Origin of the sequence: Marinobacterium sp. xm-d-564, assembly GCF_013283345.1 — a bacterium.
Classification (GTDB): domain Bacteria; phylum Pseudomonadota; class Gammaproteobacteria; order Pseudomonadales; family Balneatricaceae; genus Marinobacterium_E.
On sequence record NZ_WBYO01000002.1, the window covers coordinates 1 to 26,345 of the forward strand.

Genomic DNA, 26,345 nt, shown 5'->3' on the forward strand with positions numbered 1-26,345 from the left:
GCCTTGAGCGTCTGGCAGGTGAAATATTTATAGGTTTTGGCTTGAAGCGAGCCCCTTCGAGGTATTAGCAGAGACGGCAGCTTTGTGCCGTTAGACGTAGCCCCGCTTAGCGGTCAAACACGCCCCAAAGCTGCCACTGACAATTCAAATGGGTTGCACCTGACGTACTTCGTATATAAGTGCGCAGCAAATAATACAGTTACTAGAAAAAACCTTTAATATCTTTATTTTACTATGCGGATGTATTCCTCAGAGGGAAAAGAATGTCGGAGATCAATTCTACTATTACAGAAGGTAAATCAATGCTGATAAGTTTTGCCGACTGGGAAAATCTTTCTACTGATGATCAGTGGTGTAAGCCTGTAGCGTTCAATTCGGCTGCTGATGAGATCAGCTATGTATTTGATCGATACGAGAATTATGGAGCATCACATGTTGAGTATCTGGTTAATCCTAAAAGGAAAACCTTTGAATATCTTCTGACCGACAGGCTTTATAGAGGGTTGATCGACGAAATGCCTATCAGGTTTTATGATTATAGCCTCCTGAGAAAAGATTATCTGGAAGCCGTGATGGAACGAGGACTAGATGAAAATATTTTCAGGCGGTACAAAGAGATAGAAGATCAGAAACTGGCGAAACTATTCAAATGGCTCTCCGATATTTATGAAATTGAAAATGACTGCTTTGAACTGATACAGACATTTTTCGAAAGATTTGAAACCTATGAATCGTATTTAAAATTTATAGAAGTAATGCAGAAAGATACTGCTACTCAGAAAACTGAAAACGAATCATATAAGGTGTTACTTGATCAACTTTCAAGCATCTAAGGCGATTCGGGGCTTGCCAATGTTTTAATTGGCTAGATTCTGATTTAATTCGCAGCTGTAAACGACTGCTATGTGCCGATTTCAGCCGCTCATTTAATGAGAAAATTTATTACAGAGTCAGTGTTTAAGCCTACCAAGGAGAGTATAGCGAGAAGCTAATTCGCTTGGTTAATTACTTCTGTTTGGTTTCTGAGTCATTCTGATAGTAGCTATCTTCATAGTACCTCCCCTTGATGGCTAGTACCTTCTCTAACCAACGGTTGTAGTGTTTCCATATGAAGAAGCCAGGTGTCATCACTACCATAATTGCGACCATTAAACCTGCGCCTTTGTGAGACTCTGGGAACTGTTCCGTAATCAGGCTGAATAATGAGAGTCGCTCTGCAACTAGATACCAGCAGCCCAAGCCAATCAAGCCAACGGCTATTCCAATGTGGTGAAGTTTTTTATTGTCGAGCATGTTTTTCAGAACCCCAAAGATACGCTGTGCTGAGAATAGAGGTTTCATCGGCGATTTTAAATGTTAATCGCGAAATACTCCCTGATTTAGGTTCACTCAAGCGGTCAGAATTGTTAACTTATGCTTCAATTCATTATCCAGGAAATCGCCAGTCGATGTTCAATCCCTTTTCTCTCTTTGTTGGCTGGCGCTACACCCGAGCAAACCGCTCAAATCACTTCATATCCTTTATCAGTTTGGTTTCGACACTCGGACTGATGCTCGGTGTGGCTGCATTGATTCTAGTACTGAGTGTCATGAACGGCTTTGACCGTGAATTGAAAGAACGGATTCTCGGTATGGTTCCGCAGGCTACTATCAATGGATACAACGCTCCGTTAGATAATTGGCAACCGCTTCGTGAAACGCTTCTGACTGCGTCAGACGTCGAAGGGGTGGCACCCTTTGTTCAGGCTCAAGGGATGCTGACCGCCTCCGGTCGTGTACAACCTGTATTGGTATCAGGTATCGACCCAATGCTGGAAGAGAGTGTTTCGATAGCTGCCGGTCAGATGACCCTGGGTGATCTAAACTCCCTGCAAGCAGGAGAGTATCAGATTGTTTTAGGTGAGCTTCTCGCTAAGTTTTTGGGCGTATCGATTGGTGATAAGGTCAATCTGGTTCTGCCTGAAGCGTCGGTGAGTGTGGCCGGTGTGATTCCACGCTTAAAACGCTTTACTGTGTCCGGTATTTTCTCAGTTGGTGCTGAGTTGGATGCCAATTTAGCCTATGTTCATCTACAGGATGCAGCCCGTTTGAAACGAATTAAGGGTGATGCTGTTGAAGGGCTTAGAATTAAATTCAATGACCTGTTCAGTGCGCCTACTCGAGTCTATGAACTTGCTCGAGAGTTGAACCATCCTGTCTACACCTCTGACTGGACTCGAACCCATGGCAATCTATTTCAAGCAATTCAGTTAGAGAAACGAATGATCGGACTGCTGCTGTTCCTGATCGTCTTTGTTGCCGGCTTTAACATCGTCTCAACGCTGGTCATGGTCGTCACCGATAAGCGCTCCGACATCGCAATATTGCGCACTCTAGGTGCGAAGCCAGGAATGATATTGAGGATCTTTATGATTCAAGGTTCCCTTATAGGGTTACTAGGAACTCTGCTGGGGGCTATTTTAGGCATTACGTTAGCGCTAACTGTCTCTGATCTGGTGGCCTGGATAGAGTCGGTGTTAGGCATTCAATTCCTCTCTTCGGAGGTCTACTTCATCAGCTATCTACCCTCTGAGCTTCAATTAGGGGATGTCTCGCTGGTGATTGGCGTGACTCTCGCGATGAGCTTCCTAGCCACGCTCTATCCTGCATGGCGAGCGGCTAAGGTTGAACCTGCGGAGGCGCTTCGTTATGAGTAATGTCTTGGTTGCAAATCAGCTATGCCGCTCTTTTGATGAAGCGGAGCGTCAGTTGATCATCATTAATGATCTGAATCTATCTGTAGCTGCCGGTGAACGTCTGGCAATCATTGGTTCCTCAGGTAGTGGTAAGAGTACGCTACTCAACCTATTGGCAGGGCTGGATACACCTACCGCTGGTGAGGTGGTTATCGCAGGTGAATCGATCAGTCAGCTTTCCGAGAATCGCCGCGCTGAACTTCGTAACTCGCAACTCGGTTTTGTGTTTCAGTTTCACCACCTGCTGCCTGAGTTCTCTGCGTTAGAGAATATCGCCATACCTCAACTCCTGGGCGGTGCGTCTGTTGACGCCGCTCAGCAGCGTGCTGCTTATCTTCTTGATCAGGTAGGTCTCTCATCACGTGCACAACATAAACCCGCTAAGTTGAGTGGGGGAGAGCGTCAACGTGTTGCGATTGCCCGTGCTCTGGCAAACACGCCCGCCTGTGTTTTGATGGATGAACCGACCGGTAATCTTGATCCTCATACCGCCGAAGATGTTGAGCAGTATCTACTGAAACTCAATCAGGAGCAGGGCGTGGCACAGATTGTCGTCACTCATGATCATGCGTTGGCAAAACGGATGGATCGTGTTCTTGAGTTGAAAGAGGGGCGTTTAGTTGAGGTGAACTAGTCTTTGCTAGCACGAGCCTTTAGTAAACGTTTCTGCCAACGGCGTCGCACTTGCCAAACCCACAAGCGGTTGATGGCTAGATAACTGATCCCAGAAAATAGCACTCCACAGATAAGAGAGCCCGTCAGTAGGGGCCACCAGATCGTTGCCAGCTCTGAATGGATGGTGTGTAACTCCCAGCTGATTTTGACCGGCGGCGTTCCTAAAATCCACGCCCCAATTTTATAGGTCGTATAAAAAATAGGTGGCATGGTGATAGGGTTGGTTAACCAAACTAGCCCGATCGAAATGGGTAGGTTTGAGCCAATCCAGAGTGCCAAAAAAGCGGCCACAAGCATCTGACCAGGAATGGGAAGAAAAGCGCAGAAAATACCCACTAAGAAGGCTTTAGCGGCGGACTTTCGAGTCAAATGGAATAGGTCTGGGTTGTGCAGATGTTCACCAAGCCATTTAAGATGCTTATGACTTTTTAAAGCATCCTGTTTCGGCATGTAACGCTTTAAAAGCTTACGTGGCATCCCTGAAAGACCTATCAAATTATTTGGAAGTCAGATTATGCCCTTCGATTATTAATAAACCAACCTGCTATTACTGAAACTTCTGCTAGATTGAATAAATAATTTGGCTTGGATCAAGGATGATCAGTTTTCTTTTAGCAGTGCTTGGGCACGCCTACCTCCCATCTGTCAGTTGGGGATCCTATTTTCTTATTATCTTAACCCTAGGAACGCTTGGCCTTTGGTGGAGCTCTCCTACACTTAGATCTCATCTGCTGTTTGCTCTATTCGGTTTTATGGTGGCCCAGTGGCACGCAGTTGATGGGCTCTCTAAAACCTTACCAATAAGCGTTGTGCCAGATGAGTTTGAGATTGAAGGACAGGTCATCAACTTGCAGCCTCAGGCTCCTGAGGGCTTTCAATCACTGATGTTGGATATAGAGAGTGCGCCTGTTCAGTTGATGGGAATCGAGCGTGTGCGACTGGGGCTATACGACTCTGAGGTGAGAATAGCGGCTGGCGATCGCATTAAAGTGCTGGCCAAGGTGGGTCCACTGAATGCCTACCAAAATGAGTTTAGTCCGGATCGACGCAGAAAAGAGTTTGCGCAGGGGATTGGTGGGTCAGGGTATGTCAAACAGCTGATAAAACATGAGCAGCACAGTTCCATTCGGCAACGGGTACATGATTGGCTGAATCATAATATGAGCCAGTCGGCATCCGCTCTGATGTCCGCCCTTGTTTTGGGTTACAGGGGGGATCTAGATGACAGTCAGTGGGAGCTTCTTAGGGTCAGTGGAACCGTCCATTTAGCGGTTGTTAGCGGATTACATCTAGGGGTGATGTGTCTAGCCGGCCTTCTATTGGGTAGGTTGGTTGTGGTGTCGATCCAGTACCTGGGTGTTAGGCCTACCTCGATAATACAAACCCTTCCCGTTTTATGTGCGATCAGTTTAGCCTCTTTTTATCTCTGGTTCGGAGGCTTTGGTGTGCCGCTTCAGAGAGCTTGGATCATGGCGATCTGCTTGTTGCTACCACAGTTGTTCGCACGGCGAATAGACCCCATGAAACGGCTTAAAATCGCACTCTTTTTGGTTCTGGTTTATGAGCCTCTATCGATTTTAGAGATCGGCTTTTGGCTTTCGTTCAGTCTGGTAGGGTTGTTGATTCAGTTCTCTAATTGGCGCAATGGCTACTCAAGGCTGATAAAGATCTTCGCAGTACAGCTCTTTTTAACCCTCTCAATGTTGCCTATATTACTTTTTGGATTAGGGCAGTTTAATTTAGGCGGTGCACTGTCCAACCTTTGGGCGATTCCCTATGTCTCACTCTTTGTTGCGCTGTTACCCCTAACGCTAGCACTGGTTGGAGTATTTGAGCCGATCTTAGCGTTCTATGAAATTTGGGCTTCAGGGTTTTGGCATGGACTCTATTTTCACTCAGTGATCGGTCTGCATGCTCAGTGGCAAACTCCCGCGATGTTTGGGCTCTTTGTGGGCTTGGCCGCTCTGGTGTTGCTGTTTCTACCTGGACGCCTCAAAGTGATGAGTCTACTGCTTCTACTGCCGTTGCTCATACCCAAACAGAATCGGCCCGATGCAAGTGAGTATGTCGTTCGTCTTCTGGATGTGGGGCAGGGTCTATCAATCTTGATTGAGACTCGAGAGGGAGTGACGGTCTATGATTTGGCGGCTAAAAGTCGAAGCGGTTGGATCGCAGCCCAAGCTACTCTGTTTCCAACTCTCAGAGCACTGGGCTATAGAGAGTTAGATCTGGTTGTTAGTCATTCAGACGTTGATCACAGTGGAGGCTTGGATAGAACGTTAGATCAGTTTTTAGTTAAGCGATTCTATTCTGGCCAGCCCTCTTTAACGGGAGGCACTGCCTGTGCATCACAAAACTGGAAAAAAGGAGAGGTCCGTTTTCAGCTCTACGCGCTACAGAACCAGCAATCCGATAATGATCAAAGTTGTGTTCTGCACGTCGAAAATGGTCGTTGCTCAATATTGATCGCAGGAGATATGTCCAGTCGTGCTGAAATCGAGCTGTTGAATCAAAAGAGATTAACCCCTGTGACTTGGTTGGTCTTATCCCACCACGGTAGCCATAGCTCCTCCTCAGGTGTCTGGCTTGATCAACTTTTGCCGGTGGCTGCGATCGCATCGCGAGGTAAACACAATCGCTTTGGGCATCCCAATGAATCTGTAAAACAGCGTTTGGCCGATCGAGGTGTCACCCTTTTGGATACAGCGGAGCAGGGTGAAATAGTGTTAACTGCGACCCAAGATCAGTGTCTAAGTGACTCTTTTGCAAACTTATATCCCCGTTATTGGCGAACTCATTAATGCTGCGATACTATGGGTTTTTTATCGGCCGTCTTGGCTGGTTAATCTGTCTTTTTGAGGTTTTTCGTTGTTAGAGTTAATTTCCGCCGGTGGTTGGTTGATGCTGCCGATTTTAGCCTGTTCAATTCTTGCACTTGCTATCACGGTTGAGCGTTTAATGGCCCTGAGGGCTGATAGGATTTTGCCACCGGGTCTTCTGGCCGATGTCTGGGGGCTCTATAAAGGTGGGCAGCTAACTAACGAGCGTCTTAAAGAGATAAGAGAGGCGAGTGCATTAGGATCACTGATTGTCGCCGGATTGAGTAACGCAGGCTCAGGTCGAGATGTGATGAAAGAGTCCATTACCGATGCCGCCAGTGACGCCATCCATCAGATGGAGAGATTTTTAAACGCTTTGGGGACTGTCGCAGTCATTACCCCTCTGTTGGGTCTGTTAGGGACAGTGATCGGCATGATTAAAGTATTCTCCCAGATCATGATTTCTGGCACGGGCAACGCTAACCTTTTGGCCGGAGGTATCTCCGAAGCCCTGATCACAACAGCAGCCGGTTTGACGGTTGCCATCCCTGCGTTGGTAGCGCACCGCTTCTTGCAACGTCGTGTATCGACACTGGTGTTGGCAATGGAGCAGGAGTCGGTCAAGTTGGTCGATATTATCCATGGTGATCGCAAAGTGGATCTGAAATAGGGCGCTCTGTGAATTTTCCAAGACCTCAATCGGAAGAGATATCGATCAACCTAACCCCGTTGATTGATGTGGTCTTCCTGCTGCTGATCTTTTTTATGGTGTCGACCACCTTTACTAAAGAGACCCAGCTTAAAGTGGACCTCCCTCAAGCAACGACAGAGCAAGTGGCTCAGGTCGATATGCTTGAGATCATAATCAAGGCCGATGGTAGCTATGCAATCAATGATAAAGCATTGGTCAATGCGCAATCTAAAACTCTTAGGGCGGCACTGCTAAAAGAGAGTAGTGGTGATCTTACAACCCCTCTAAAGATTTCCGCCGATGCATCGACTCCTCATCAAGCGGTCATTACCGCCATGGATGTAGCAGCAAACTTAGGGTTTTCTCAATTGAGTCTTACGACCAGAGAGATCGACTAAGTTGATTGAGAAAGCTTGGTATCAGAAAGCAGGCTGGCTAGTTCTACTGCGTCCCTTATCACTGCTATATGGTTTCATCTCTAGACGCCGCCGTGCTCTTCTGACCGAACAGGCGGTCACAATGGATGTGCCGGTTGTCGTGGTCGGTAATATCAGTGTCGGTGGTACGGGTAAAACACCCCTCTTAATCTATTTGGTGACCCTGGCTAAATCCTTGGGGTTCAACCCTGGTGTGGTCAGTCGTGGATACGGTGGTCAGGCAACAAGTTATCCTATGCAGGTTTCTAACCAGACCTCGCCTGAGGTGGTGGGGGATGAACCGCAGATGATCTTTGAAAAGACAGGAGTGCCTGTCGTTGTTGATCCGAATCGAGTCTCTGCGTGCCAACACCTACTAGACCAACACTCGGTCGATATCATCTTCAGTGATGATGGATTGCAGCATTATCAAATGGGACGCCAGTTCGAAATTGCGGTGATCGACTCTGTGCGAGGGTTAGGTAACCAACAGTTGATGCCGGAAGGGCCTTTAAGAGAAGAGCTGTCGCGCTTAAATGAAGTTGATCTGGTTGTGTTGAATGGTGAGGGCTCCTTTAGCTATCCGGGTGCGCTCTCCTATCGTCTACGTCCTACTGCGTTTAGACACCTAGCATCGGGTGAACAAAAAGCGCTTCAGATTGATGAGCTAGGTAGCAAAACAGTCTATGCATTGGCCGGTATCGGTAACCCTTCACGGTTTTTTGATACCCTAATGGGGCTGGGCTTAGAGCTTAAAACCATCCCTTTAAGAGATCACGCACCGATTACTAAAGAGCTGCTCGATCAATACCGCTCATTGCCATTGGTGATGACCGATAAAGATGCAGTAAAATGTCACTCTATCGCCCCAGATAATTGTTGGGCGCTTTCAGTAGAGGCGGAATTTGCACCCAAAGAGGCGGAGCATTTGGCCCGATTACTGAAACGTGTTGTTAACCCTAACGGAGAATAAAATGGATCCTAAACTACTCGATATCCTTGTTTGCCCTGTCAGCAAAGCCCCATTGGAGTGGGATAAGGAGAGTAATGAGCTAGTCTGTCGCACCAGTGGTTTAGCCTATCCTATCCGTGATGGTATTCCTGTGATGCTTGAGAGCGAAGCTCGCACTTTAACCAGTGAAGAGCGCCTTCCGGAGTAAGCTTGATGAGTTTCACTGTTGTTATTCCGGCGCGCTATGCATCTACCCGTTTCCCAGGTAAACCTTTGGTTGAGCTGGCCGGTAAAACGATGGTGCAACACGTCTATGAACGGTCACTTGAGAGTGGTGCTAGTCGTGTCATTGTCGCAACCGATGACCCAAGAATTGAGGCGGTAGCCAAAGGTTTTGGTGCAGAGGTCTGTATGACCTCTGCGGATCATCCTTCAGGCACTGATAGACTCCAAGAGGTCGTTAATAAGATTGGTTTGGCGGATCATGAAATTGTCGTCAATGTTCAGGGTGATGAGCCTCTAATTCCAGCAAAGCTGATCGATCAAGTCGCCGATAACCTTGCGGCACATCAAGATGCAGGCATCTCAACATTAGCCGAGCCTATCGAGACGAAAACCGATCTTTTGAATCCAAATGTGGTCAAGGTTGTGACGGATATTCGCGGCATGGCGCTCTATTTTTCGCGAGCTCCGATCGCTTGGCCGCGAGATATGATGACCAATGATGAGCTGCCTGAGACTCTGCCTTCTCTATTTGCTTGGCGCCGTCATATTGGTATCTACGCCTACCGTGTAGGCTTTCTTAATGCATATGTTCAATGGTCACCTGCACCTATTGAAAAGACTGAATCCCTTGAGCAATTGCGTGCTCTATTCAATGGTGTTTCGATTCATGTAGCCAATGCCGTCGAAGCTCCTCCAGCGGGTGTTGATACCCCTGAAGACCTTGAAAGGCTTAAACGGATAATGGAAGGCCAGTAGGTCGGTTGCAGTAATAAGAGTGTCGTGTGCAATGATAAGAGTGTTGTTTGTCTGTTTAGGTAATATCTGCCGCTCACCGTCAGCCGATGCTATTTTTCGTAAAAAATTGGATGATCACCCTTGGTTAGCCAATCGAGTTGAAGTCGATTCAGCTGGAACCGCAGCATGGCATGTGGGTAACCCGCCAGATCCTCGCTCGGTCAGAGTGGGGGCTGAGCGTGGATACGATCTAACGCCTTTACGTGCACGGCAAGCGACTGCTGCTGACTTTGAACGCTTTGACTACATCCTTGCAATGGATGAGACCAATCTGGATAACTTGCAGGCCATTGCGCCGAATCACTACTCTGGCCACCTGAGCCTGTTTCTCGATTTTTCAGGGAAAAGCGGAGCAGAAGTGCCAGATCCCTATTATGGTGAGGGCGACTCAGGTTTTCATGAGGTGGTTGATCTGATTGAAGCGGCATCCGATGGCTTAATCAAGCAGTTAGAGGTGAGACTCGCCTAATGCTCACCATACACTCGTGGCATGATTTAACGGCGTTCAACACTTTGGCGATGCCGGCTAAAGCTCAATTTTTTGCTGAGTTATCTGACTTAAATGACCTTCCTGAACTGCTCGATTTTATTGCTCAGCAGGATCTTCCTTCTCTTTGGATAGGCGGTGGCAGTAACCTGGTGTTGGCAGATGAAGTGCCAGGTTGCGTTGTTCATATTGCAACGAAAGGTATTGAGATCCAATCAGACTCAGAAGAGTCGGTTTTGATTAAAGTGGCTGCAGGAGAGAGCTGGCACGGCCTAGTGACTCACTGTCTTGAAAATGGCTGGTATGGTTTAGAGAATCTCGCACTGATACCAGGTTCGGTTGGTGCATCCCCTGTGCAAAATATCGGAGCCTATGGTGTTGAAGTAGCGGATCTGATCGATCAGGTAGAGGTGTTTGATACGCTATCCAACTCCTTTAACGTCATGCAGAAAGCGGACTGTCAGTTCGCCTACCGTGACTCGCTGTTCAAGCGAAACCCTGGCCGTTTCATTATCACTTCAGTGCGATTCAGCCTCTCAAAACAATTTGAAGCTAAATGTTCCTATGCGGCACTTCAGGGTTGGTTAGATACGCAAGGGATTAAAGAGCTGAGCGCTCAAGCGATTTTTGACGCAGTGGTCGCTGTGCGCCAATCTAAACTGCCGAATCCTGAAGTGCTCCCTAATGCGGGTAGTTTCTTTAAGAATCCTGTTGTCTCAAACGACTGCTTTGAGGGTTTACGTCAAATCTATCCAGAGATTCCTAACTATCCAGATGCTTCTGGAGTCAAGCTTGCTGCGGGTTGGTTGATCGATCAGTGCGGATGGAAAGGTCTCTATCGTGAACGAGTCGGTGTTCATAAAGATCAGGCGCTCGTGATCGTGAATCATGCCGGTGGCTCGCGTCAGGATATTGATGAGCTAGCCGATGATATTAAACAGAGCGTGTTTGATCGTTTCTCTGTTCGCCTAGAGCAAGAGCCGATCGCCTATCCCTAGCGTGATCAGAAATTAAACCAAAAAAAAGCAGCCCATAGGCTGCTTTTTTATTGGAGGCGTGCTGTTATTCAGCGGCTTCTGCTTGACGACGCTTCAATCGAGGATCGTTTGCAGCACGACGGCGACGACGAGGTTTTGCTTCCTCTTCGCTCGCTTCTGCTTCAGCAGGTGCTTCTTCAACAGTCTCTTCAGTAGCAGTAGGTTCTTCAGTTGCTTCTGCTGCAGGCTCTTCATTGGCTGAAGGTTCTTCATTAGCTGAAGGCTCTTCATCAGCTGAAGGTTCTTCATTAGCTGAAGGCTCTTCATCAGCTGAAGGTTCTTCATTCGCTGAGGGCTCTTCACTAGCTGAGGGCTCTACAGCAGGAGTCAGATCCAACTCAACCTGTGTCTCAGTGACTGTTTCAGCCGTAGCTTCAACTTCAGTTACTGTGTTTTCAGTTGACTTTTCTGCAACGACTTCCGGCTCTTGTTCAACAACCGGTGTATTTTCTGCAGACTCTTCAGCAGTAGCTTCGGTAGTCACTTCAGTAGCTTGGCTCTCTGTTTCAGTAGCCGCGGCTTGCTCTGCTGTTGCTTCTGACACTTCGTTAGCTGCTGGCGCTTCAGTAGTGGTCGCTGTTTCAGATGCTTTTGGAGCTTCAGTTGAGGCTTCCGCAGCAACTTCTTCTGAAACGGCTTCTAGCGGTGCATTGAGCAACTCCTCTGGGATAGGATTGCTACGTTCAGCACTGCGCTCCTCATTGGCGCGACGACGACGTCCACGGTTTTTACTGCGAGGTGGTAGTTCCGTTTCGCTATTGTTTCCAGAGTTGAACTCTTCATTGCCGTTTTCAGAGCGACGATCACGACCACCGCGACGGCGACGACGTGAACGGCCAGAGCGCTGCTCGTCATTCGATGAACTCTTATCGTTATCACCTATGGTCGGCAGGTTGTTCTCCGTCTCAACCGTAATGACTTCGTCTGCATCACGACGCTCACGACGATCGTTACGGCGATTGTTACCACGGCGACGATCGTTACGGTTATTGTTACGACGACGGTTGTTACGGTTGCCATCGCGGTCAGAGCCTTTCTTGTCATCACGGCGAGTGCTCTTTTTATCGTCCTCTTTGGCAGAATCGGATAGACCAAACAGACCTTTAATCGCTGCAATAATACGCTCGCCCAATGATTTGTTAGCGACAGGCTTACGACTATTCTGCTGACGTTTTTGTTGGCGAGCTGGCTCTGCTTTTGGTTCAGAGCTCTCGCTCTTAGGTGCTGGTGGCGCAGATGAGTTAAGAACCCCCTGCACAGCAGCTTGCTCACGCGGAACGACCGGAAGTGGTTTGTCGGTAGGATCTTCGACTGGCTGTTCTGGTTGAAGCGTGTAGCTCGCATCATTCACCGTAGTGATGGTGTGATCATCGCGCAAACGAACCACTTCGTAGTGTGGTGTTTCCATGTTTGGATTAGGAACCACAACGATACGAACGTTTTGACGCAGCTCAACAGCGTGCACTTGATGACGCTTCTCGTTAAGCAGGAAGGTCGCTACGCTGACTGGAAGAATCGCGCGAATTTGAGAGGTGCGATCTTTAGACGCTTCCTCTTCAAGAATACGCAGAATAGAGAGTGCCAGTGATTCAATATCACGAATGTAGCCTTGGCCATTACAGCGAGGGCAGACGTGACCGCGACTCTCTGCCAACGATGGACGCAGGCGTTGACGTGACATCTCTAGAAGACCAAAGCGCGAGATGCGTCCCATCTGAACGCGTGCGCGGTCAAGCTTGAGTGCATCGTTAAGGCGTTTTTCAACTTCGCGCTGGTGTTTGATTGGCGTCATATCGATGAAGTCGATAACTACCAGACCACCCATGTCGCGAAGGCGAAGCTGGCGAGCAATCTCATCAGCCGCTTCAAGGTTGGTGTTCAGAGCGGTCTCTTCAATATCGCCGCCCTTAGTTGCGCGAGCGGAGTTGATATCGATTGAAACTAGAGCTTCTGTTGGGTCGATAACAATCGAACCGCCAGAAGGGAGTTTTACTTCACGTTCAAATGCTGATTCGATCTGTGTCTCGATCTGGAAGCGGTTGAACAGTGGTACAGACTCTTTGTAAAGCTTGATACGGTTTTCGTAAGTTGGCATTACCTGACGAACGAAAAGCTGAGCTTGTTCAAATACTTTCGGCTCGTCGATTAGCACTTCACCGATGTCATCGCGTAGATAGTCGCGAATAGCACGAATAACGACGTTGCTCTCTTGGTAGATCAGGAATGGAGCAGGGCGATCATCAACTTCAGTAATCGCAGTCCAAACCGTTGCTAGGTAGTTAAGATCCCACTGCAGCTCTTCAGTCGAACGGCCAATACCGGCGGTACGAACGATGACGCCCATGCCTTTAGGAATGTCCAAGCCGTTCATGGCCGCTTTCAGTTCAGAGCGCTCATCACCTTCGATGCGGCGCGAAATACCACCTGCACGAGGGTTGTTAGGCATTAGAACCATGTAACGACCGGCAAGGCTGATAAAGGTTGTCAGAGCGGCGCCTTTATTGCCACGCTCCTCTTTATCGACCTGAACGATGACTTCGGTACCCTCTTTTACAAGGTCTTTGATGCTTGGACGCTGGCCGCGTTCAGGCGATGAGACAAAGTACTCTTTAGCGATCTCTTTTAGGGGTAGGAAACCGTGACGTTCGGCACCGTAATCGACAAATGCAGCTTCAAGGCTGGCTTCTACACGGCTGATACGGCCTTTGTAGATGTTTGCCTTCTTCTGCACGCGGGAGTTGGATTCAATATCCAAATCGAACATGCGCTGTCCATCGACAAGCGCAACACGCAACTCTTCTTGTTGAGTCGCGTTGATTAACATGCGTTTCATTTTGACGTTCTCTTAACGCAACGCATCTTTGACGGGCAACAAACCTGTGTCCTGGCTTTATCGAAGCAATAACTAATCTCCAGTACGCTCTGCACCGGATAATTAGGGTCTCTTCAGCGATGAAGGAAACATCAACCAATATCGTTATCGATTCTAGCTGTGGCTGCTGCTCTGCCCAATTTACTCAACGTGGAGTGGGAGGCTGCAGGTTCCTGGTTGATGTGCGTCTCCATCCTTCAGCCGAGGGCTGTTGTTCAGCACTCGTGAAAAATACGTCGCTATTTATAAATTTCTTCAGCCATTACATGGCTATTCAAGCTGGGTAACTACCGCCAAATTGTGAGTGAATCACTGTTCGCTCTAGTGGGGTGTAAATAAAAATGAAGCCTTCTTCATCCAGCAGCGGTAGAATATAGCAACTTACTGGTTTTTCAGCAATTTATTTTACCCACACATCATGCCTTCAAATCCCCCTAAGTCCGGCTCTTTGAATAAAGTTCAGTTTGTTGATATCGATGCCGATCAAGCGGGTCAGCGTATCGATAATTTCTTGCGGACCTTTCTTAAAGGGGCGCCAAAAACGCTGATCTACAGGCTGTTGCGCAAGGGTGAGATTCGAGTTAACAAAAAACGCACTAAACCTGACTATAAGCTTCAAGCGATGGATCAAATACGCATCGCACCGATTCGCCTGCCCGAAAAAGGGGAGAGTGCCCCTGTCAGTGATCAGTTGCTCGAATTGCTAGAGCGTTCAGTGGTCTATGAGACTGACTCACTGCTGATCATCAATAAACCCTCGGGTATAGCGGTGCATGGTGGTAGCGGCGTCTCATTAGGGCTGATTGAGGCGGTTAGAAAATTGCGCCCAGATGCGCGTTTTTTAGAGCTGATTCACCGAATCGATCGTGACACCTCAGGTTGCATCATGATTGCTAAAAAACGCTCGATGTTACGTTACATGCACGATGCGTTTAGGGAGCGTCGAGTGCATAAGATCTATCAGGCACTGGTTGTTGGTCGTTGGGATGCTAAGCACAAACAGATCAATGCACCTCTGCTGCGAGATGAGCACCGATCAGGTGAACGAACCGTCCGCGTCTCCCCTGAGGGCAAACCGTCGGTTACTAACTTTTCAGTGCTGCGTCGATTTGGTGATCTTGCCACCCTAGTGGAAGCTCGGCCTAAAACGGGTCGCACTCACCAGATTAGAGTGCACACCCAATATACGGGTCATCCGATTGTGGGTGATGTTAAGTACACTTCGGATGAGAACAACGCTGAATTTAAAAAGCTGGGTTTTAAACGATTGATGCTTCATGCAGCCGGCCTCAGGTTCATCCTGCCTGATGGCGAAGAGCTAGAAGTGCGTGCTCCGTTAGATGATAGTTTGTTAAGATTGATGGACAATTTGTAGTTCGTTGCAGTGGAACGAAAAGGTAAAGATGAGCGAGTTAGATCTTAAAGTAGTTGAGTTAGCAGAAGAGCTGTTGGCCGAAGGCCAATTGCCGACTGAGGTTGTGATCTCTGAACGACTGGGTCTCTCTAGAGATGAAGCCAGTGCGGCATTAAGTCAGTGGGCGCAGAGTTTGAGTTATGCCCGACTGCCTGAGGTGCATGCCAGTGCAAAGTTACATAACTCTGTGCCCGAGTCACTGAGTAAAGGCATTGAACAGATCTGGGATCTTGCGTTGCAAGAGGCGATGGCCGAGCTGCGAGTTGAGTTGCAGAGTGAACGAGCGGGTGATGAAGAGGATCGCAAGGCGACTCGCGACATGGTTCGTGACGCGGAAGCACTCTATCGTGACTTGGAAGTGAAATACCGCGCGCAAACTCAGCAGATGGATAAGAGTGAGCAGGCTCTTCGAGCGATTGAAGCTGAAATGGGCGTGCTTAAAGCCAACATTGCCAGTGAGATCAATCAACGTAAAAAGGCTGAACAGGTTCGTACTAACCTAGAGACCGAATTGAACCAGCTTCGTAAGATGCACGAAGATGCCAAGAAAACCTTTGATGCACGTATCAAAGCGGAGCAGCAGCAGGCATTGGAGAACGTTACCCGTGCTGAGGTTGAAGCTCGTCACTATCGTAATGCGCTTGAAAAGCTTCGTGATGAGGGCACTCGAACAGAGTCAGAGCTGACGCGTTCAGTTCATGAAAACCAGGCTCAGATAGCGAAGAAAGATGCACGTCTTGAGATGCAAGAGAAGACCATCAGCGATCTGGAGCGTGATCTGAACGAACTAAAAGAGAACATGACATCGGCCAGTCGTGATATCTCGAATATCAACTCTAAGCTGCTGCGTGAAACTAACGCCAACCGTCGTTTGGAAGCTCAGATTAAAGAGCGCGATGATCAGGTTCGTGTACTGAATCAGAAGTTGACGGTCGCAGCAACGGAAGCTGCAAAGCGCGAAAGCGTGCTTCGTCAGCAGCTCAAAGAGAAAGATGAATCGCTGACGCGCGCTACCGCTCGAGTGAACTCACTGGAGAAGCGTATTACTCAGCAGGAAGATCAGATTCGCCGACTCAATGCTCGCCTTTAGTCGTGTATAAGGATATAGCCTTTTGCTTTAGCTTATTCTCTAGTGTTATATTTGGCTTATTAATAGATATCAACGCCGACTAAGGGCGATTGGCTAATAATTGGCTAATAATTGGCTATAAATTGGAGCAATAGATGAAACTTCAGCAGCTGCGTTACATTTGGGAAGTCTCTAAACACGACCTCAATGTCTCTGCTACGGCACAAAGCCTATACACATCGCAACCAGGTATCTCTAAGCAGATCCGTCTACTAGAAGATGAACTGGGTGTTGAAGTGTTCGCTCGTAGTGGTAAGCACCTGACGCGCGTTACACCTGCTGGTAAAGCGATTCTTGAGATCTCAGGAGAGATTCTCCAGAAAGTGGACTCTATTCGCCAGATTGCTCAAGAGTTCAGCAATGAGCGTAAAGGCAGCCTATCGGTAGCCACCACTCACACACAGGCACGTTACGCTCTGCCTCCTGTGATTAATGAATTCATCAAAATGTATCCTGAAGTTGCGCTTCATATGCACCAGGGTACACCTACTCAAATTTCTGAGATGGCCGCCGATGGTACTGTCGATTTCGCGATTGCGACGGAAGCGATGGGCAGCTACTCAGATCTAATTATGATGCCTTGCTACAGCTGGAACCGTTCAGTGGTCGTACCTAAAGATCACCCGCTTGCGCAAGGTGGCGAGTTAACTCTAGAGAAGTTAGCTTCTTATCCAATTGTTACCTATACCTTTGGTTTTACCGGTCGTGGCAAGTTGGATGAAGCGTTTAAAGAGCAAGGTCTCGATCCTAAAGTGGTCTTCACTGCGGTGGATTCGGACGTTATCAAAACCTACGTTCGCCTAGGGTTGGGTGTAGGTATCATTGCCAGCATGGCGGTCGATCAGCAGCTAGATCAGGATCTGGTAGCGATCGATGCATCTCATCTGTTTGAGCCCTCTATCACTCGAATCGGTTTCCGTCGTGGCACCTTCCTTCGCGGTTACATGTTCGACTTCATTCAGAAGTTTGCTCCACACATTACTCACGACGTTCTTGAAAAAGTTCAAGCCTGTAGCGGTCGTGCTGAAGTGGATGAGCTGTTCCAGGATATACAGATCCCTTCGATGTAAGGCCATAGGTCTAATGAACCTCTAATATTGTCGTCTTTCGTTTGAAAGGCGGCGACTAAATCGCTAGAGTAGCCTCTCAATTTTTAAAGGAGAGCCTAGCGTGGAACTAGCATGTCTTGATCTTGAAGGGGTCCTAATCCCTGAAATCTGGATCGCATTTGCCGAAGAGACTGGTATCGAGGAGTTAAAAGCAACGACTCGTGATATCCCTGATTACGATGTGTTGATGAAGCAACGCCTTCGTATTCTTGATGAGCACGGTCTAACCCTTCCTCAGATCCAAGAGACCATTGCTAAGCTGAGCCCACTTCCAGGCGCTAAAGAGTTCACCGATTGGTTGCGTGAGCGTTTCCAGCTGGTGATTCTTTCCGATACCTTCTATGAGTTTGCAGCACCGTTGATGGCTCAATTGGGTTACCCAACGCTGCTTTGTCACCGACTTGAGACAGACGAAAACGGTCGTATAACTGACTACACGCTTCGTCAGCGCGACCCTAAGCGTCAATCAGTGCGTGCTTTCCAACTGCTTAATTACCGTGTTATCGCTGCAGGCGACTCTTACAACGACACGACTATGTTGGCTCAAGCTGAGCAGGGCATTCTTTTCCATGCTCCGCAGAACGTCATTGAAGAGTTCCCGCAATTCCCAGCGGTACACACCTACGAAGATCTTAAGAAAGAGTTTCTAGCGGCAAGTAACCGCAATCTCTCCCTTTAAAACTGCCTATTGGGGGTAGCATTAGCTGCCCCTACTTATCCCGAGTAGTGCTTACCATGAGTCGACTATCAGATAGTCACTGTCATTCAGACACTCTAGCCCATGCAGGTTATCAGCACGCTTATCGCATTTATCGTCACCCAGAATCTGAAGGTGGTCGCCGACTGCTGTTAATCCACGGCGCTGGTGTGGCGGGTCGATATACTTGGGAAGCGATGCAGCACTTTCTTGATGGCTGGGGTGAAATCCTTGTACCTGATTTACGAGGGGCAGGTGAGACCGTCAGTGATGATGGAGTAGAGCACCCCTTCAGTGTCAATGACCTGGTGTCGGATATGACCCACCTAGTGGATCATTTAGGCTGGCATGAGTTCGATCTAGCGGGCTATTCTCTTGGGGGCTTGGTGTCACTGTTGTTAAAACAGAACCTCAGAGATCGGGTGCGCAAACAGTTCCTGCTTGAGAGTGCGCTGCTCGATCGTCATGATTGGCAAGAGACCGTCTCCATTCGTCAATCCTTCTCTGCCGCGGCTAAAAGCCTACGCAATACAGAGGGTGATGAAGGGATTCGAACCTTTCTTGATACCATTTCGCCCAATCGTAAGGTGAGTGAAGCGGTTGAAAAAATGACTTTGCAGCGTTTGGGCGAGCGTCGACTGGGTTTTGCTAACTCTCTAGACGCCGTTACCAATGCGGCCCTGTTCATCGATCGAGAGAGACTGCTAGCGGCTCAAGGGGATGTCAGCAGTTTTATAGGTGGATTGAGTGTCGAGCCGATGCATCAACTGCATCAGCACCTGTCAGACAGTATGCGTAATTGGCACTACCATTTTGTGGCAGGGACAGATCACTCCCTACCTTATCAAAAGCCTCGTCAGATCGCCCGTATCATGAATGATGAGTTAAAGCGCTATTTAAAAGGCTACTGAATTGCTAAAAATCCATTGATTAGCATCTGAACAGCGATCGAGATCAATATCATACCCATCAGACGTTCTATCGCTTTCAAGCCACGTTTGCCGAGTATTCTATAGAGTGATTGTCCTGCGATTAAAATAATAGCGGTCGCCACCCAGCTGATCAGAAGGGCGATTAACCAGTCTATACTGCGACTCGGTTCGCTCTCTGCTAAAAGTACCAGAGTGGCCAGTATTGAAGGGCCTGCGATCATTGGCGTAGCCAAGGGGACCACTAGCGGTTCGCTATCATCCTCATCATCGCCCATAACGCCACCACGGGATGGGAAGATCATTCGGATTGCAATAATCAGTAGTACTAAACCGCCAGAGATAGAGACCGCCTCTTTAGAGAGCGATAACAGTTTTAACAGTGCCGAGCCGCTGTATAAGAAGATCAGCATTAGGATTAAGGCGATCACTAACTCCCTGAGTAGTACCTTGATACGTCTGGCGGGGTCGACCTTTTTAAGAATGGATAACACCACAGGGATATTGCCCAACGGATCCATGATTAAGAAGAGCATCAATGCTGCAGCGTAGGTATCCATATTTCACTCCTGCTTATATCCGACTGATCAGTCGAGATAACAAAATTGTCGACAATGTTAGCCTTTTGGTTGATTGTCAGCCTATATAAAGCGGGTTATTCTACATTGCACAATCAGATTGTCGACAATATTTATGACCATTGAACCGCTTTACGCTTCAGAATCACAACAGAGTAGCACGCTTGCAGACCGAGTGTGTCATGAAATTATTACTGCGATTGTGAAGGGTGAAATTCCAGCGGGCGCTAAAATTTCTGAACCAGAACTGGCTAAAACCTACGGTATTTCGCGAGGCCCACTTCGTGAAGCGATACGTCGTTTAGAGGGGCTGCGTCTGGTTGAGCGAAAGCCTCATATTGGCGCGCGTGTTGTTCAGTTAAGTGTCAAAGAGCTGTTGGAAATCTATCGCGTTCGTGAAGCGCTAGAGGGTATGGCGTGCCGTTTAGCCGCGACCGTTATGCCGCAAGAGGAGATCAACCAGCTTCGTGCTCTGCTAGATCAGCATCAGTCAGGTATCGAAGAGCAAGAGGGACAGGCCTACTTTCAGAAAGAGGGCGATCTCGATTTTCACTACCGAATTGTGATGGCGTCTGGTAACTCAAAACTTCAAGAGTTATTAGCGGCCGATCTATACCACTTGGTGCGAATGTATCGTTTCCAATTCAGTCTTTCCAGTTCTCGTCCCACCATGGCTTTACGTGAGCACCATCAAATATTGGATGCCATTGAAGCGCGTGATGAAGAGCTGGCCGAACTTTTAATGCGTCGTCACATCAGTGCATCAAGACGCAATATCGAATCTAAATTAAATCAACCCTAAGGAGAGATAGAGATGACTCAGTCGATGTCCCCAGGCGCTAAGTTCCGTAAGGCACTAGCCGATAACAAGCCACTTCAAGTTGTGGGTACTTTCAACGCATACAACGCAATGATGGCAACACGTGTTGGTCACCAAGCGATCTATCTCTCTGGTGGTGGTATTGCAAACGCCTCTTACGGCCTACCTGATCTAGGTATGACCTCATTGAACGATGTGATGGAAGATGTACGTCGTGTAACAGCAGCCTGTGATACGCCTCTGATGGTTGATATCGATACAGGTTGGGGTGGTGCATTCAACATCGCACGTACGGTTAAAGAGATGATTCGTGGTGGCGCAGCGGCGTGTCACCTTGAAGACCAGGTTGCTCAGAAGCGTTGTGGTCACCGTCCAAACAAAGAGATCGTCTCTCTAGAAGAGATGGTTGATCGTGTTAAAGCGGCCGTTGATGCTAAAACAGACGATGACTTCTTTATCATTGCCCGTACCGATGCATTCCAGATGGAAGGTCTTAACGCAGCCGTTGAACGTGCACAAGCCTGTTTAGAAGCGGGTGCTGACGGTATCTTCGCTGAAGCGGTTCATACGCTTGAAGACTATAAAGCCTTCTCTCAGGGTATTAACGGTGGACACCTACTTGCGAACATCACTGAATTTGGTGCGACACCTCTATTCAATAAAGAGGAGTTGGCAGAGAACGGTTGTACGATGGTTCTTTACCCACTGTCTGGTTTCCGTGCAGCAAACAAAGCCTCTTTGAACGTTTACGAAGCGCTACTGCGTGATGGCGATCAGAAAGCCGTTGTGGATACGATGCAGACTCGCATGGATCTTTACGATTTCTTGAACTACCACGACTTTGAACAGAAGCTAGATGCTCTGTTCCAAGAAGGTAAAAACAAGTAACTAATCCCTAACTCTCGGATCTGTTGTTCTGTCGCAGGTCCATGTCATTCAAGGAGAAAGAGATGGCTGAAGCAAAAAAATTAAGTGGTGCAGGTCTGCGTGGTCAATCTGCGGGTGAAACGGCACTCTGTACGGTTGGTAAATCGGGCGCTGGTCTTACTTACCGCGGCTACGATATTAAAGAGTTGGCTGACAATGCGCAGTTTGAGGAGGTTGCCTACCTTCTTCTATACGGCAAACTGCCTAACCAAGCGGAACTGGATGCTTATAAAGCACGTCTGAAAGGCATGCGCGCACTTCCAGCAGCGCTTAAAACGGTTCTAGAGAACATCCCTAAAAATGCTCATCCAATGGATGTGATGCGTACCGGTGTCTCTATGTTGGGTAACCTTGAGACAGAGATGGACTTTAGCGAACAGCACGATCACATCGATCGCATGCTGGCGGTATTCCCTGGCATCATCAACTACTGGTACAACTTTGCTCACAAAGGCATCCGAGTTGAGACAGAGACGGACGCAGACTCTATTGCAGAGCAGTTCCTATGGACGCTTCACAATAAAAAACCAGAGCCGCTGCACGTCGATGTTATGCACGCCTCTTTGATCCTTTACGCAGAGCATGAGTTCAATGCCTCAACCTTTACGGCTCGTGTCTGTGCGTCAACGCTGTCTGACATTCACAGCTGTGTGACCGGTGCCATCGGTTCACTGCGTGGTCCTTTGCATGGCGGCGCTAACGAAGCGGCGATGGCGATGATCGAAAACTGGAAATCTGCTGACGAAGCAGAGGAAGCGATCATGGGTATGTTGGCTCGTAAAGATAAGATCATGGGCTTTGGTCACGCGATCTACCGCGAGTCAGATCCACGTAACGCGATCATCAAAGAGTGGTCTGAAAAACTCTCTAAACAGGTAGGTGATACGCACCTTTACGCTGTCTCTGAGCGTGTTGAAGCGGTCATGTGGCGTGAGAAGAAACTCTTCTGTAACGCGGACTTCTTCCACGCATCGGCTTACCACTTCATGGGTATCCCTACTGAACTGTTCACGCCGATCTTTGTCTGTTCGCGCGTAGCGGGTTGGACTGCTCACGTCATCGAACAGCGTGCAAACAACCGTATTATCCGTCCTTCTGCAGACTACACTGGCCCTGAGTCGGCTGAGTGGGTTGCGATTGAAGACCGTGCCTAATTAAGAGTAGGAACTTGAAATGATGAATACTCAATACCGTAAATCTTTAACTGGCACGACGCTCGACTACTTCGATACTCGTGCAGCGGTTGAAGCAATTGAAGCTGGCGCTTATGCGAAGCTTCCCTACACATCGCGTGTATTGGCAGAACAGTTGGTTCGCCGTTGTGAGCCGGACGCTCTAACTGATTCGCTAAAACAGCTAATCGAGCGTAAGCGTGACCTCGATTTCCCTTGGTACCCAGCGCGTGTTGTCTGTCATGACATTCTTGGTCAAACAGCACTGGTTGACCTAGCAGGTCTGCGTGATGCGATTGCGGATCAGGGTGGTGACCCATCTAAGGTTAACCCTGTCGTGCCAACTCAGCTGATTGTTGACCACTCGTTGGCAGTAGAGGCACCAGGCTTTGATCCAGAAGCGTTCGATAAGAACCGTGCGATTGAAGATCGTCGTAACGAAGACCGTTTCCACTTTATCGACTGGACCAAGACTGCGTTTGAAAACGTTGATGTAATTCCAGCCGGTAACGGCATCATGCACCAGATCAACCTTGAGAAGATGTCTCCGGTTATTCAGGCGCGTGATGGGGTTGCCTACCCTGATACCTGTGTCGGTACTGACTCGCACACGCCTCACGTTGATGCACTGGGTGTTATCGCGATCGGTGTCGGTGGTCTTGAAGCTGAAACTGTTATGCTGGGTCACCCATCAATGATGCGTCTTCCAGACATCGTGGGTGTGAAGCTAACGGGTAAACGTAATCCAGGAATCACTGCGACTGATATCGTATTGGCTCTGACTGAGTTCCTACGTCAGGAGCGTGTCGTTGGTGCATACCTTGAGTTCTTCGGCGAAGGCGCTGATTCACTATCGATTGGTGACCGTGCGACTATCTCGAACATGACTCCAGAGTTTGGTGCAACGGCTGCGATGTTCTACATCGATGGCCAGACGATCGACTACCTAAAACTGACCGGTCGTGAACCAGAGCAGGTTGCACTGGTTGAGCAGTACGCTAAAGAGACTGGCCTATGGGCGACCGATCTTGTTACGGCTGAATACGAGCGAGTTCTTGAGTTTGATCTATCGACTGTTGTGCGCAATATGGCTGGTCCATCAAACCCACACCGTCGTCTACCAACTTCGGATCTAACCAATCGCGGTATCGCTGACGAAGCGAAATTGGCTGTTGCGAAAGCGGAAGAGGCTGATGGCCTGCTACCAGATGGCGCAGTGATCATCGCAGCGATCACTTCATGTACCAATACATCAAACCCCCGCAACGTTGTTGCTGCAGGTCTTGTTGCTAAACGTGCTAACGAGCTTGGCCTTGTGCGCAAGCCTTGGGTTAAATCGTCATTTGCTCCAGGTTCAAAAGTTGCAAAACTTTACCTAGAAGAGGCGGGTCTTCTTCCAGAACTTGAGAAGATGGGCTTCGGTATCGTGGCATACGCTTGTACAACCTGTAACGGTATGTCGGGTGCGCTTGATCCTGTGATTCAGCAAGAGATTATTGATCGTGACCTCTACGCGACAGCTGTACTATCGGGTAACCGTAACTTCGACGGCCGTATCCACCCATACGCTAAGCAGGCATTCCTAGCATCACCACCACTTGTCGTTGCTTACGCGATTGCCGGTACGATGCGTTTTGATATCGAAAACGATGTATTGGGTACGGATACCAACGGTAACCCAGTAACGCTTAAAGATATCTGGCCATCAGATGAAGAGATCGATGCGATTGTCGCTAAGGCCGTTAAGCCAGAGCAGTTCCAGCAGATCTACATCCCTATGTTTGACCTAGGTGAAGCTGAGAAAGCGCCAAGCCCACTTTACGACTGGCGTGAAATGTCGACCTACATTCGTCGCCCTCCATACTGGGAAGGTGCGTTGGCAGGTGAGCGTACGCTAAAAGGTATGCTTCCATTGGCAGTGTTAGGTGACAACATCACAACTGACCACCTATCGCCATCGAATGCGATTCTTGCGTCGTCTGCAGCGGGTGAATACCTTGCTAAGATGGGTCTTCCAGAAGAGGACTTCAACTCATACGCAACTCACCGTGGTGACCACCTAACAGCACAGCGCGCAACCTTCGCTAACCCGAAACTGTTGAATGAGATGTGTCGTGATGAGAACGGCGAGATCATTCAGGGTTCTCTAGCTCGTCTAGAACCTCAGGGTGAACAGATGCGCATGTGGGAAGTGATTGAGACTTACATGGAGCGCAAGCAGAACCTAATCATCGTTGCTGGCGCTGACTACGGTCAGGGCTCATCACGTGACTGGGCGGCTAAAGGTGTTCGCCTAGCGGGTGTTGAAGCGATCGTTGCTGAAGGTTTCGAGCGTATTCACCGTACTAACCTAGTCGGTATGGGCGTACTACCTCTTCAATTCAAAGAGGGCGAAACACGTCATACTTACGGTATTGATGGTACTGAGTCGTACGATGTGGAAGGTGAGATCGCGCCACGTGCAGATCTAACGCTGATCATCAATCGTCGTAACGGTGAACAGGTTCGCGTACCAGTGACCTGTCGTCTTGATACGGCTGCAGAAGTTCGTGTCTATAAAGCTGGTGGTGTGTTGCAACGCTTTGCTCAAGATTTTCTTGAGGGCAATGCATAAGCAATTGGCTAACTACAAGGGGTCGCATCGCGGCCCTTTTTTAAATTAAGGGAGATGTTTGAAATGGCATTTGTTCCTCAAATTCAGGTTCGCGCTACCTACATGCGTGGCGGTACATCTAAGGGTGTTTTCTTCAATCTGAAGGATTTACCAGATGCGTGTCAGGTTCCAGGTGAAGCGCGCGATAAGTTGTTAATGCGTGTCATTGGTAGCCCAGATCCATACGGTGCTCAAATTGATGGTATGGGTGGTGCGACTTCATCGACATCGAAGACGGTTATCGTCTCAAAAAGCACCATGCCAGATCATGATGTTGACTACCTTTTTGGTCAGGTCGCGATCGATCGTCCATTTATGGATTGGTCAGGTAACTGCGGTAACCTATCGGCGGCTATTGGCCCTTTTGCTATTCATGAAGGGCTAATCGACCCAGCTAAGATTCCTGAAAACGGCATCTGCGAAGTCAAAATTTGGCAGGCCAACATCAAGAAGACCATCATCGGTAAAGTCCAGATCACTAATGGTCAGGTACAAGAGACAGGTGACTTCGAGCTTGATGGTGTCACTTTCCCCGCAGCTGAGATTGAAGTGTCGTTCATGGATCCAGCCGATGGCGAAGGTTCTATGTTCCCAACAGGTAATCTTGTCGATGATCTTGAAGTTCCTGGTGTGGGTACTTTTAAAGCGACAATGATCAACTCAGGTATCCCAACCATCTTCCTCAATGCAGAAGAGATTGGTTACCAAGGTACTGAGCTTCGTGAAGCGATCAATAATGATCCTGAAGCGCTAGCGCGTTTTGAAACCATGCGTGCCCACGGTGCGCTAAAGATGGGTCTAATCACGGATCTTAAAGAGGCTGAGACGCGTCAACATACCCCTAAAATTGCTTTTGTCTCACCACCAAAGAACTACACAGCGTCTAGTGGTAAAGAGATCACAACGGATGATGTAGATGTTCTAGTTCGTGCACTGTCTATGGGTAAACTTCATCACGCGATGATGGGTACAGCGGCAGTTGCTATCGCAACGGCAGCAGCAGTACCGGGTACGCTGGTTAACCTCGCTGCCGGTGGCGGAGAGCGCGATGCCGTTCGCTTTGGTCACCCATCGGGTACCTTGCGTGTCGGTGCAAAAGCGGAAGAGGTGAATGGTGAGTGGACTGCTAAAGCCGCCATCATGAGCCGAAGTGCGCGTCTTCTAATGACGGGTTCTGTGCATGTTCCAGGGGATACCTTTTAGTCTCTGGAAA

General features: G+C 48.5%; 25 protein-coding genes. 21 read left to right on the forward strand and 4 right to left on the reverse strand.

Annotation, left to right across the window (positions count from 1 at the left end; all coding sequences use genetic code 11):
* Positions 1-263 precede the first annotated feature (263 nt).
* Positions 264-833, forward strand: coding sequence for a hypothetical protein (locus tag XMD564_RS02335; RefSeq protein ID WP_173482299.1), 570 nt, complete (start codon positions 264-266; stop codon positions 831-833).
* A gap of 172 nt (positions 834-1,005) precedes the next feature.
* Here the strand turns inward: XMD564_RS02335 and XMD564_RS02340 are convergent, their stop codons facing one another.
* Positions 1,006-1,341 (reverse strand): hypothetical protein, encoded by a 336-nt coding sequence (locus XMD564_RS02340; protein ID WP_173483130.1) that lies wholly within the window; start codon positions 1,339-1,341, stop codon positions 1,006-1,008.
* A 107-nt stretch (positions 1,342-1,448) separates the two neighbouring features.
* Between XMD564_RS02340 and XMD564_RS02345 the strand changes: the two genes are divergently transcribed.
* The gene (locus XMD564_RS02345) at positions 1,449-2,696 is read left to right on the forward strand and encodes a lipoprotein-releasing ABC transporter permease subunit (protein WP_173494318.1); all 1,248 of its coding nucleotides are present in this window, start codon (positions 1,449-1,451) and stop codon (positions 2,694-2,696) included.
* Positions 2,689-3,369: an ABC transporter ATP-binding protein gene (locus tag XMD564_RS02350; RefSeq protein ID WP_173507732.1), complete on the forward strand. Its 681-nt coding sequence runs from the start codon at positions 2,689-2,691 to the stop codon at positions 3,367-3,369. The genes XMD564_RS02345 and XMD564_RS02350 overlap by 8 nt, the downstream gene beginning before the upstream one ends.
* Here the strand turns inward: XMD564_RS02350 and XMD564_RS02355 are convergent.
* Positions 3,366-3,887, reverse strand: coding sequence for a DUF2062 domain-containing protein (locus XMD564_RS02355; protein ID WP_173483220.1), 522 nt, complete (start codon positions 3,885-3,887; stop codon positions 3,366-3,368). The two genes, XMD564_RS02350 and XMD564_RS02355, sit on opposite strands and share 4 nt — an antisense overlap.
* A 119-nt stretch (positions 3,888-4,006) precedes the next feature.
* Here XMD564_RS02355 and XMD564_RS02360 point away from each other — a divergent pair, with 119 nt between their 5' ends.
* The 8 genes from XMD564_RS02360 (at position 4,007) to murB (ending at position 10,793) form a co-directional block, all read left to right on the forward strand.
* On the forward strand, positions 4,007-6,211 hold the full coding sequence (locus XMD564_RS02360; protein ID WP_173506837.1) for a DNA internalization-related competence protein ComEC/Rec2: 2,205 nt from the start codon (positions 4,007-4,009) through the stop codon (positions 6,209-6,211).
* Between the two features lie 67 nt (positions 6,212-6,278).
* On the forward strand, positions 6,279-6,899 hold the full coding sequence (locus XMD564_RS02365; RefSeq protein WP_173489098.1) for a MotA/TolQ/ExbB proton channel family protein: 621 nt from the start codon (positions 6,279-6,281) through the stop codon (positions 6,897-6,899).
* A gap of 8 nt (positions 6,900-6,907) precedes the next feature.
* Complete coding sequence (locus XMD564_RS02370; protein WP_173507733.1) at positions 6,908-7,318, forward strand: biopolymer transporter ExbD; 411 nt, start codon at positions 6,908-6,910, stop codon at positions 7,316-7,318.
* A 1-nt stretch (position 7,319) separates the two neighbouring features.
* Positions 7,320-8,309, forward strand: a complete 990-nt coding sequence (gene lpxK / locus XMD564_RS02375; protein WP_173507734.1) for a tetraacyldisaccharide 4'-kinase — start codon at positions 7,320-7,322, stop codon at positions 8,307-8,309.
* Position 8,310: 1 nt separating this feature from the next.
* On the forward strand, positions 8,311-8,496 hold the full coding sequence (locus tag XMD564_RS02380; protein WP_173483215.1) for a Trm112 family protein: 186 nt from the start codon (positions 8,311-8,313) through the stop codon (positions 8,494-8,496).
* A 5-nt stretch (positions 8,497-8,501) separates the two neighbouring features.
* Positions 8,502-9,269, forward strand: coding sequence for a 3-deoxy-manno-octulosonate cytidylyltransferase (kdsB, locus tag XMD564_RS02385; protein WP_173483214.1), 768 nt, complete (start codon positions 8,502-8,504; stop codon positions 9,267-9,269).
* Positions 9,270-9,300: 31 nt separating this feature from the next.
* A complete protein-coding gene (locus tag XMD564_RS02390) occupies positions 9,301-9,777 on the forward strand; it encodes a low molecular weight protein-tyrosine-phosphatase (RefSeq protein ID WP_173506835.1) in 477 nt (158 codons plus the stop codon).
* On the forward strand, positions 9,777-10,793 hold the full coding sequence (gene murB / locus XMD564_RS02395) for a UDP-N-acetylmuramate dehydrogenase (RefSeq protein ID WP_173506834.1): 1,017 nt from the start codon (positions 9,777-9,779) through the stop codon (positions 10,791-10,793). The genes XMD564_RS02390 and murB overlap by 1 nt, the downstream gene beginning before the upstream one ends.
* Before the next feature lie 64 nt (positions 10,794-10,857).
* Here the strand turns inward: murB and rne are convergent, their stop codons facing one another.
* Positions 10,858-13,665, reverse strand: coding sequence for a ribonuclease E (rne, locus tag XMD564_RS02400; RefSeq protein ID WP_173507735.1), 2,808 nt, complete (start codon positions 13,663-13,665; stop codon positions 10,858-10,860).
* A 487-nt stretch (positions 13,666-14,152) separates the two neighbouring features.
* Between rne and rluC the strand changes: the two genes are divergently transcribed.
* The 5 genes from rluC to XMD564_RS02425 all read left to right on the forward strand — a co-directional run bounded on the left by rluC (position 14,153) and on the right by XMD564_RS02425 (position 18,964).
* Positions 14,153-15,079, forward strand: coding sequence for a 23S rRNA pseudouridine(955/2504/2580) synthase RluC (gene rluC / locus XMD564_RS02405; protein WP_254443911.1), 927 nt, complete (start codon positions 14,153-14,155; stop codon positions 15,077-15,079).
* Between the two features lie 28 nt (positions 15,080-15,107).
* A complete protein-coding gene (locus XMD564_RS02410) occupies positions 15,108-16,208 on the forward strand; it encodes a DNA-binding protein (RefSeq protein WP_173484303.1) in 1,101 nt (366 codons plus the stop codon).
* 134 nt (positions 16,209-16,342) lie between these two features.
* Positions 16,343-17,317: an HTH-type transcriptional regulator CysB gene (gene cysB, locus XMD564_RS02415; protein ID WP_173507736.1), complete on the forward strand. Its 975-nt coding sequence runs from the start codon at positions 16,343-16,345 to the stop codon at positions 17,315-17,317.
* Between the two features lie 100 nt (positions 17,318-17,417).
* Positions 17,418-18,035, forward strand: a complete 618-nt coding sequence (thrH, locus tag XMD564_RS02420; RefSeq protein ID WP_173481627.1) for a bifunctional phosphoserine phosphatase/homoserine phosphotransferase ThrH — start codon at positions 17,418-17,420, stop codon at positions 18,033-18,035.
* Between the two features lie 56 nt (positions 18,036-18,091).
* Positions 18,092-18,964, forward strand: a complete 873-nt coding sequence (locus tag XMD564_RS02425; protein ID WP_173507737.1) for an alpha/beta fold hydrolase — start codon at positions 18,092-18,094, stop codon at positions 18,962-18,964.
* Here the strand turns inward: XMD564_RS02425 and XMD564_RS02430 are convergent.
* Positions 18,958-19,542: a MarC family protein gene (locus XMD564_RS02430; protein WP_173483207.1), complete on the reverse strand. Its 585-nt coding sequence runs from the start codon at positions 19,540-19,542 to the stop codon at positions 18,958-18,960. The genes XMD564_RS02425 and XMD564_RS02430 overlap by 7 nt on opposite strands.
* 133 nt (positions 19,543-19,675) lie before the next feature.
* On the opposite strand from XMD564_RS02430, the gene XMD564_RS02435 reads away from it, so the two are divergent.
* The 5 genes from XMD564_RS02435 (at position 19,676) to prpF (ending at position 26,335) form a co-directional block, all read left to right on the forward strand.
* Entirely contained in the window at positions 19,676-20,362 is a 687-nt protein-coding gene (locus XMD564_RS02435) for a GntR family transcriptional regulator (protein WP_173481624.1), read from the forward strand.
* A 12-nt stretch (positions 20,363-20,374) separates the two neighbouring features.
* Positions 20,375-21,268, forward strand: a complete 894-nt coding sequence (gene prpB / locus XMD564_RS02440; RefSeq protein ID WP_173481623.1) for a methylisocitrate lyase — start codon at positions 20,375-20,377, stop codon at positions 21,266-21,268.
* Positions 21,269-21,330: 62 nt separating this feature from the next.
* On the forward strand, positions 21,331-22,461 hold the full coding sequence (gene prpC, locus XMD564_RS02445) for a 2-methylcitrate synthase (protein WP_173481622.1): 1,131 nt from the start codon (positions 21,331-21,333) through the stop codon (positions 22,459-22,461).
* 22 nt (positions 22,462-22,483) lie between these two features.
* Positions 22,484-25,093 carry a Fe/S-dependent 2-methylisocitrate dehydratase AcnD gene (gene acnD / locus XMD564_RS02450; protein WP_173499052.1) on the forward strand — a complete coding sequence of 870 codons (2,610 nt, stop codon included), beginning with the start codon at positions 22,484-22,486 and terminating at the stop codon, positions 25,091-25,093.
* A gap of 63 nt (positions 25,094-25,156) precedes the next feature.
* Positions 25,157-26,335 (forward strand): 2-methylaconitate cis-trans isomerase PrpF, encoded by a 1,179-nt coding sequence (gene prpF / locus XMD564_RS02455; protein ID WP_173481621.1) that lies wholly within the window; start codon positions 25,157-25,159, stop codon positions 26,333-26,335.
* Positions 26,336-26,345: the final 10 nt, after the last annotated feature.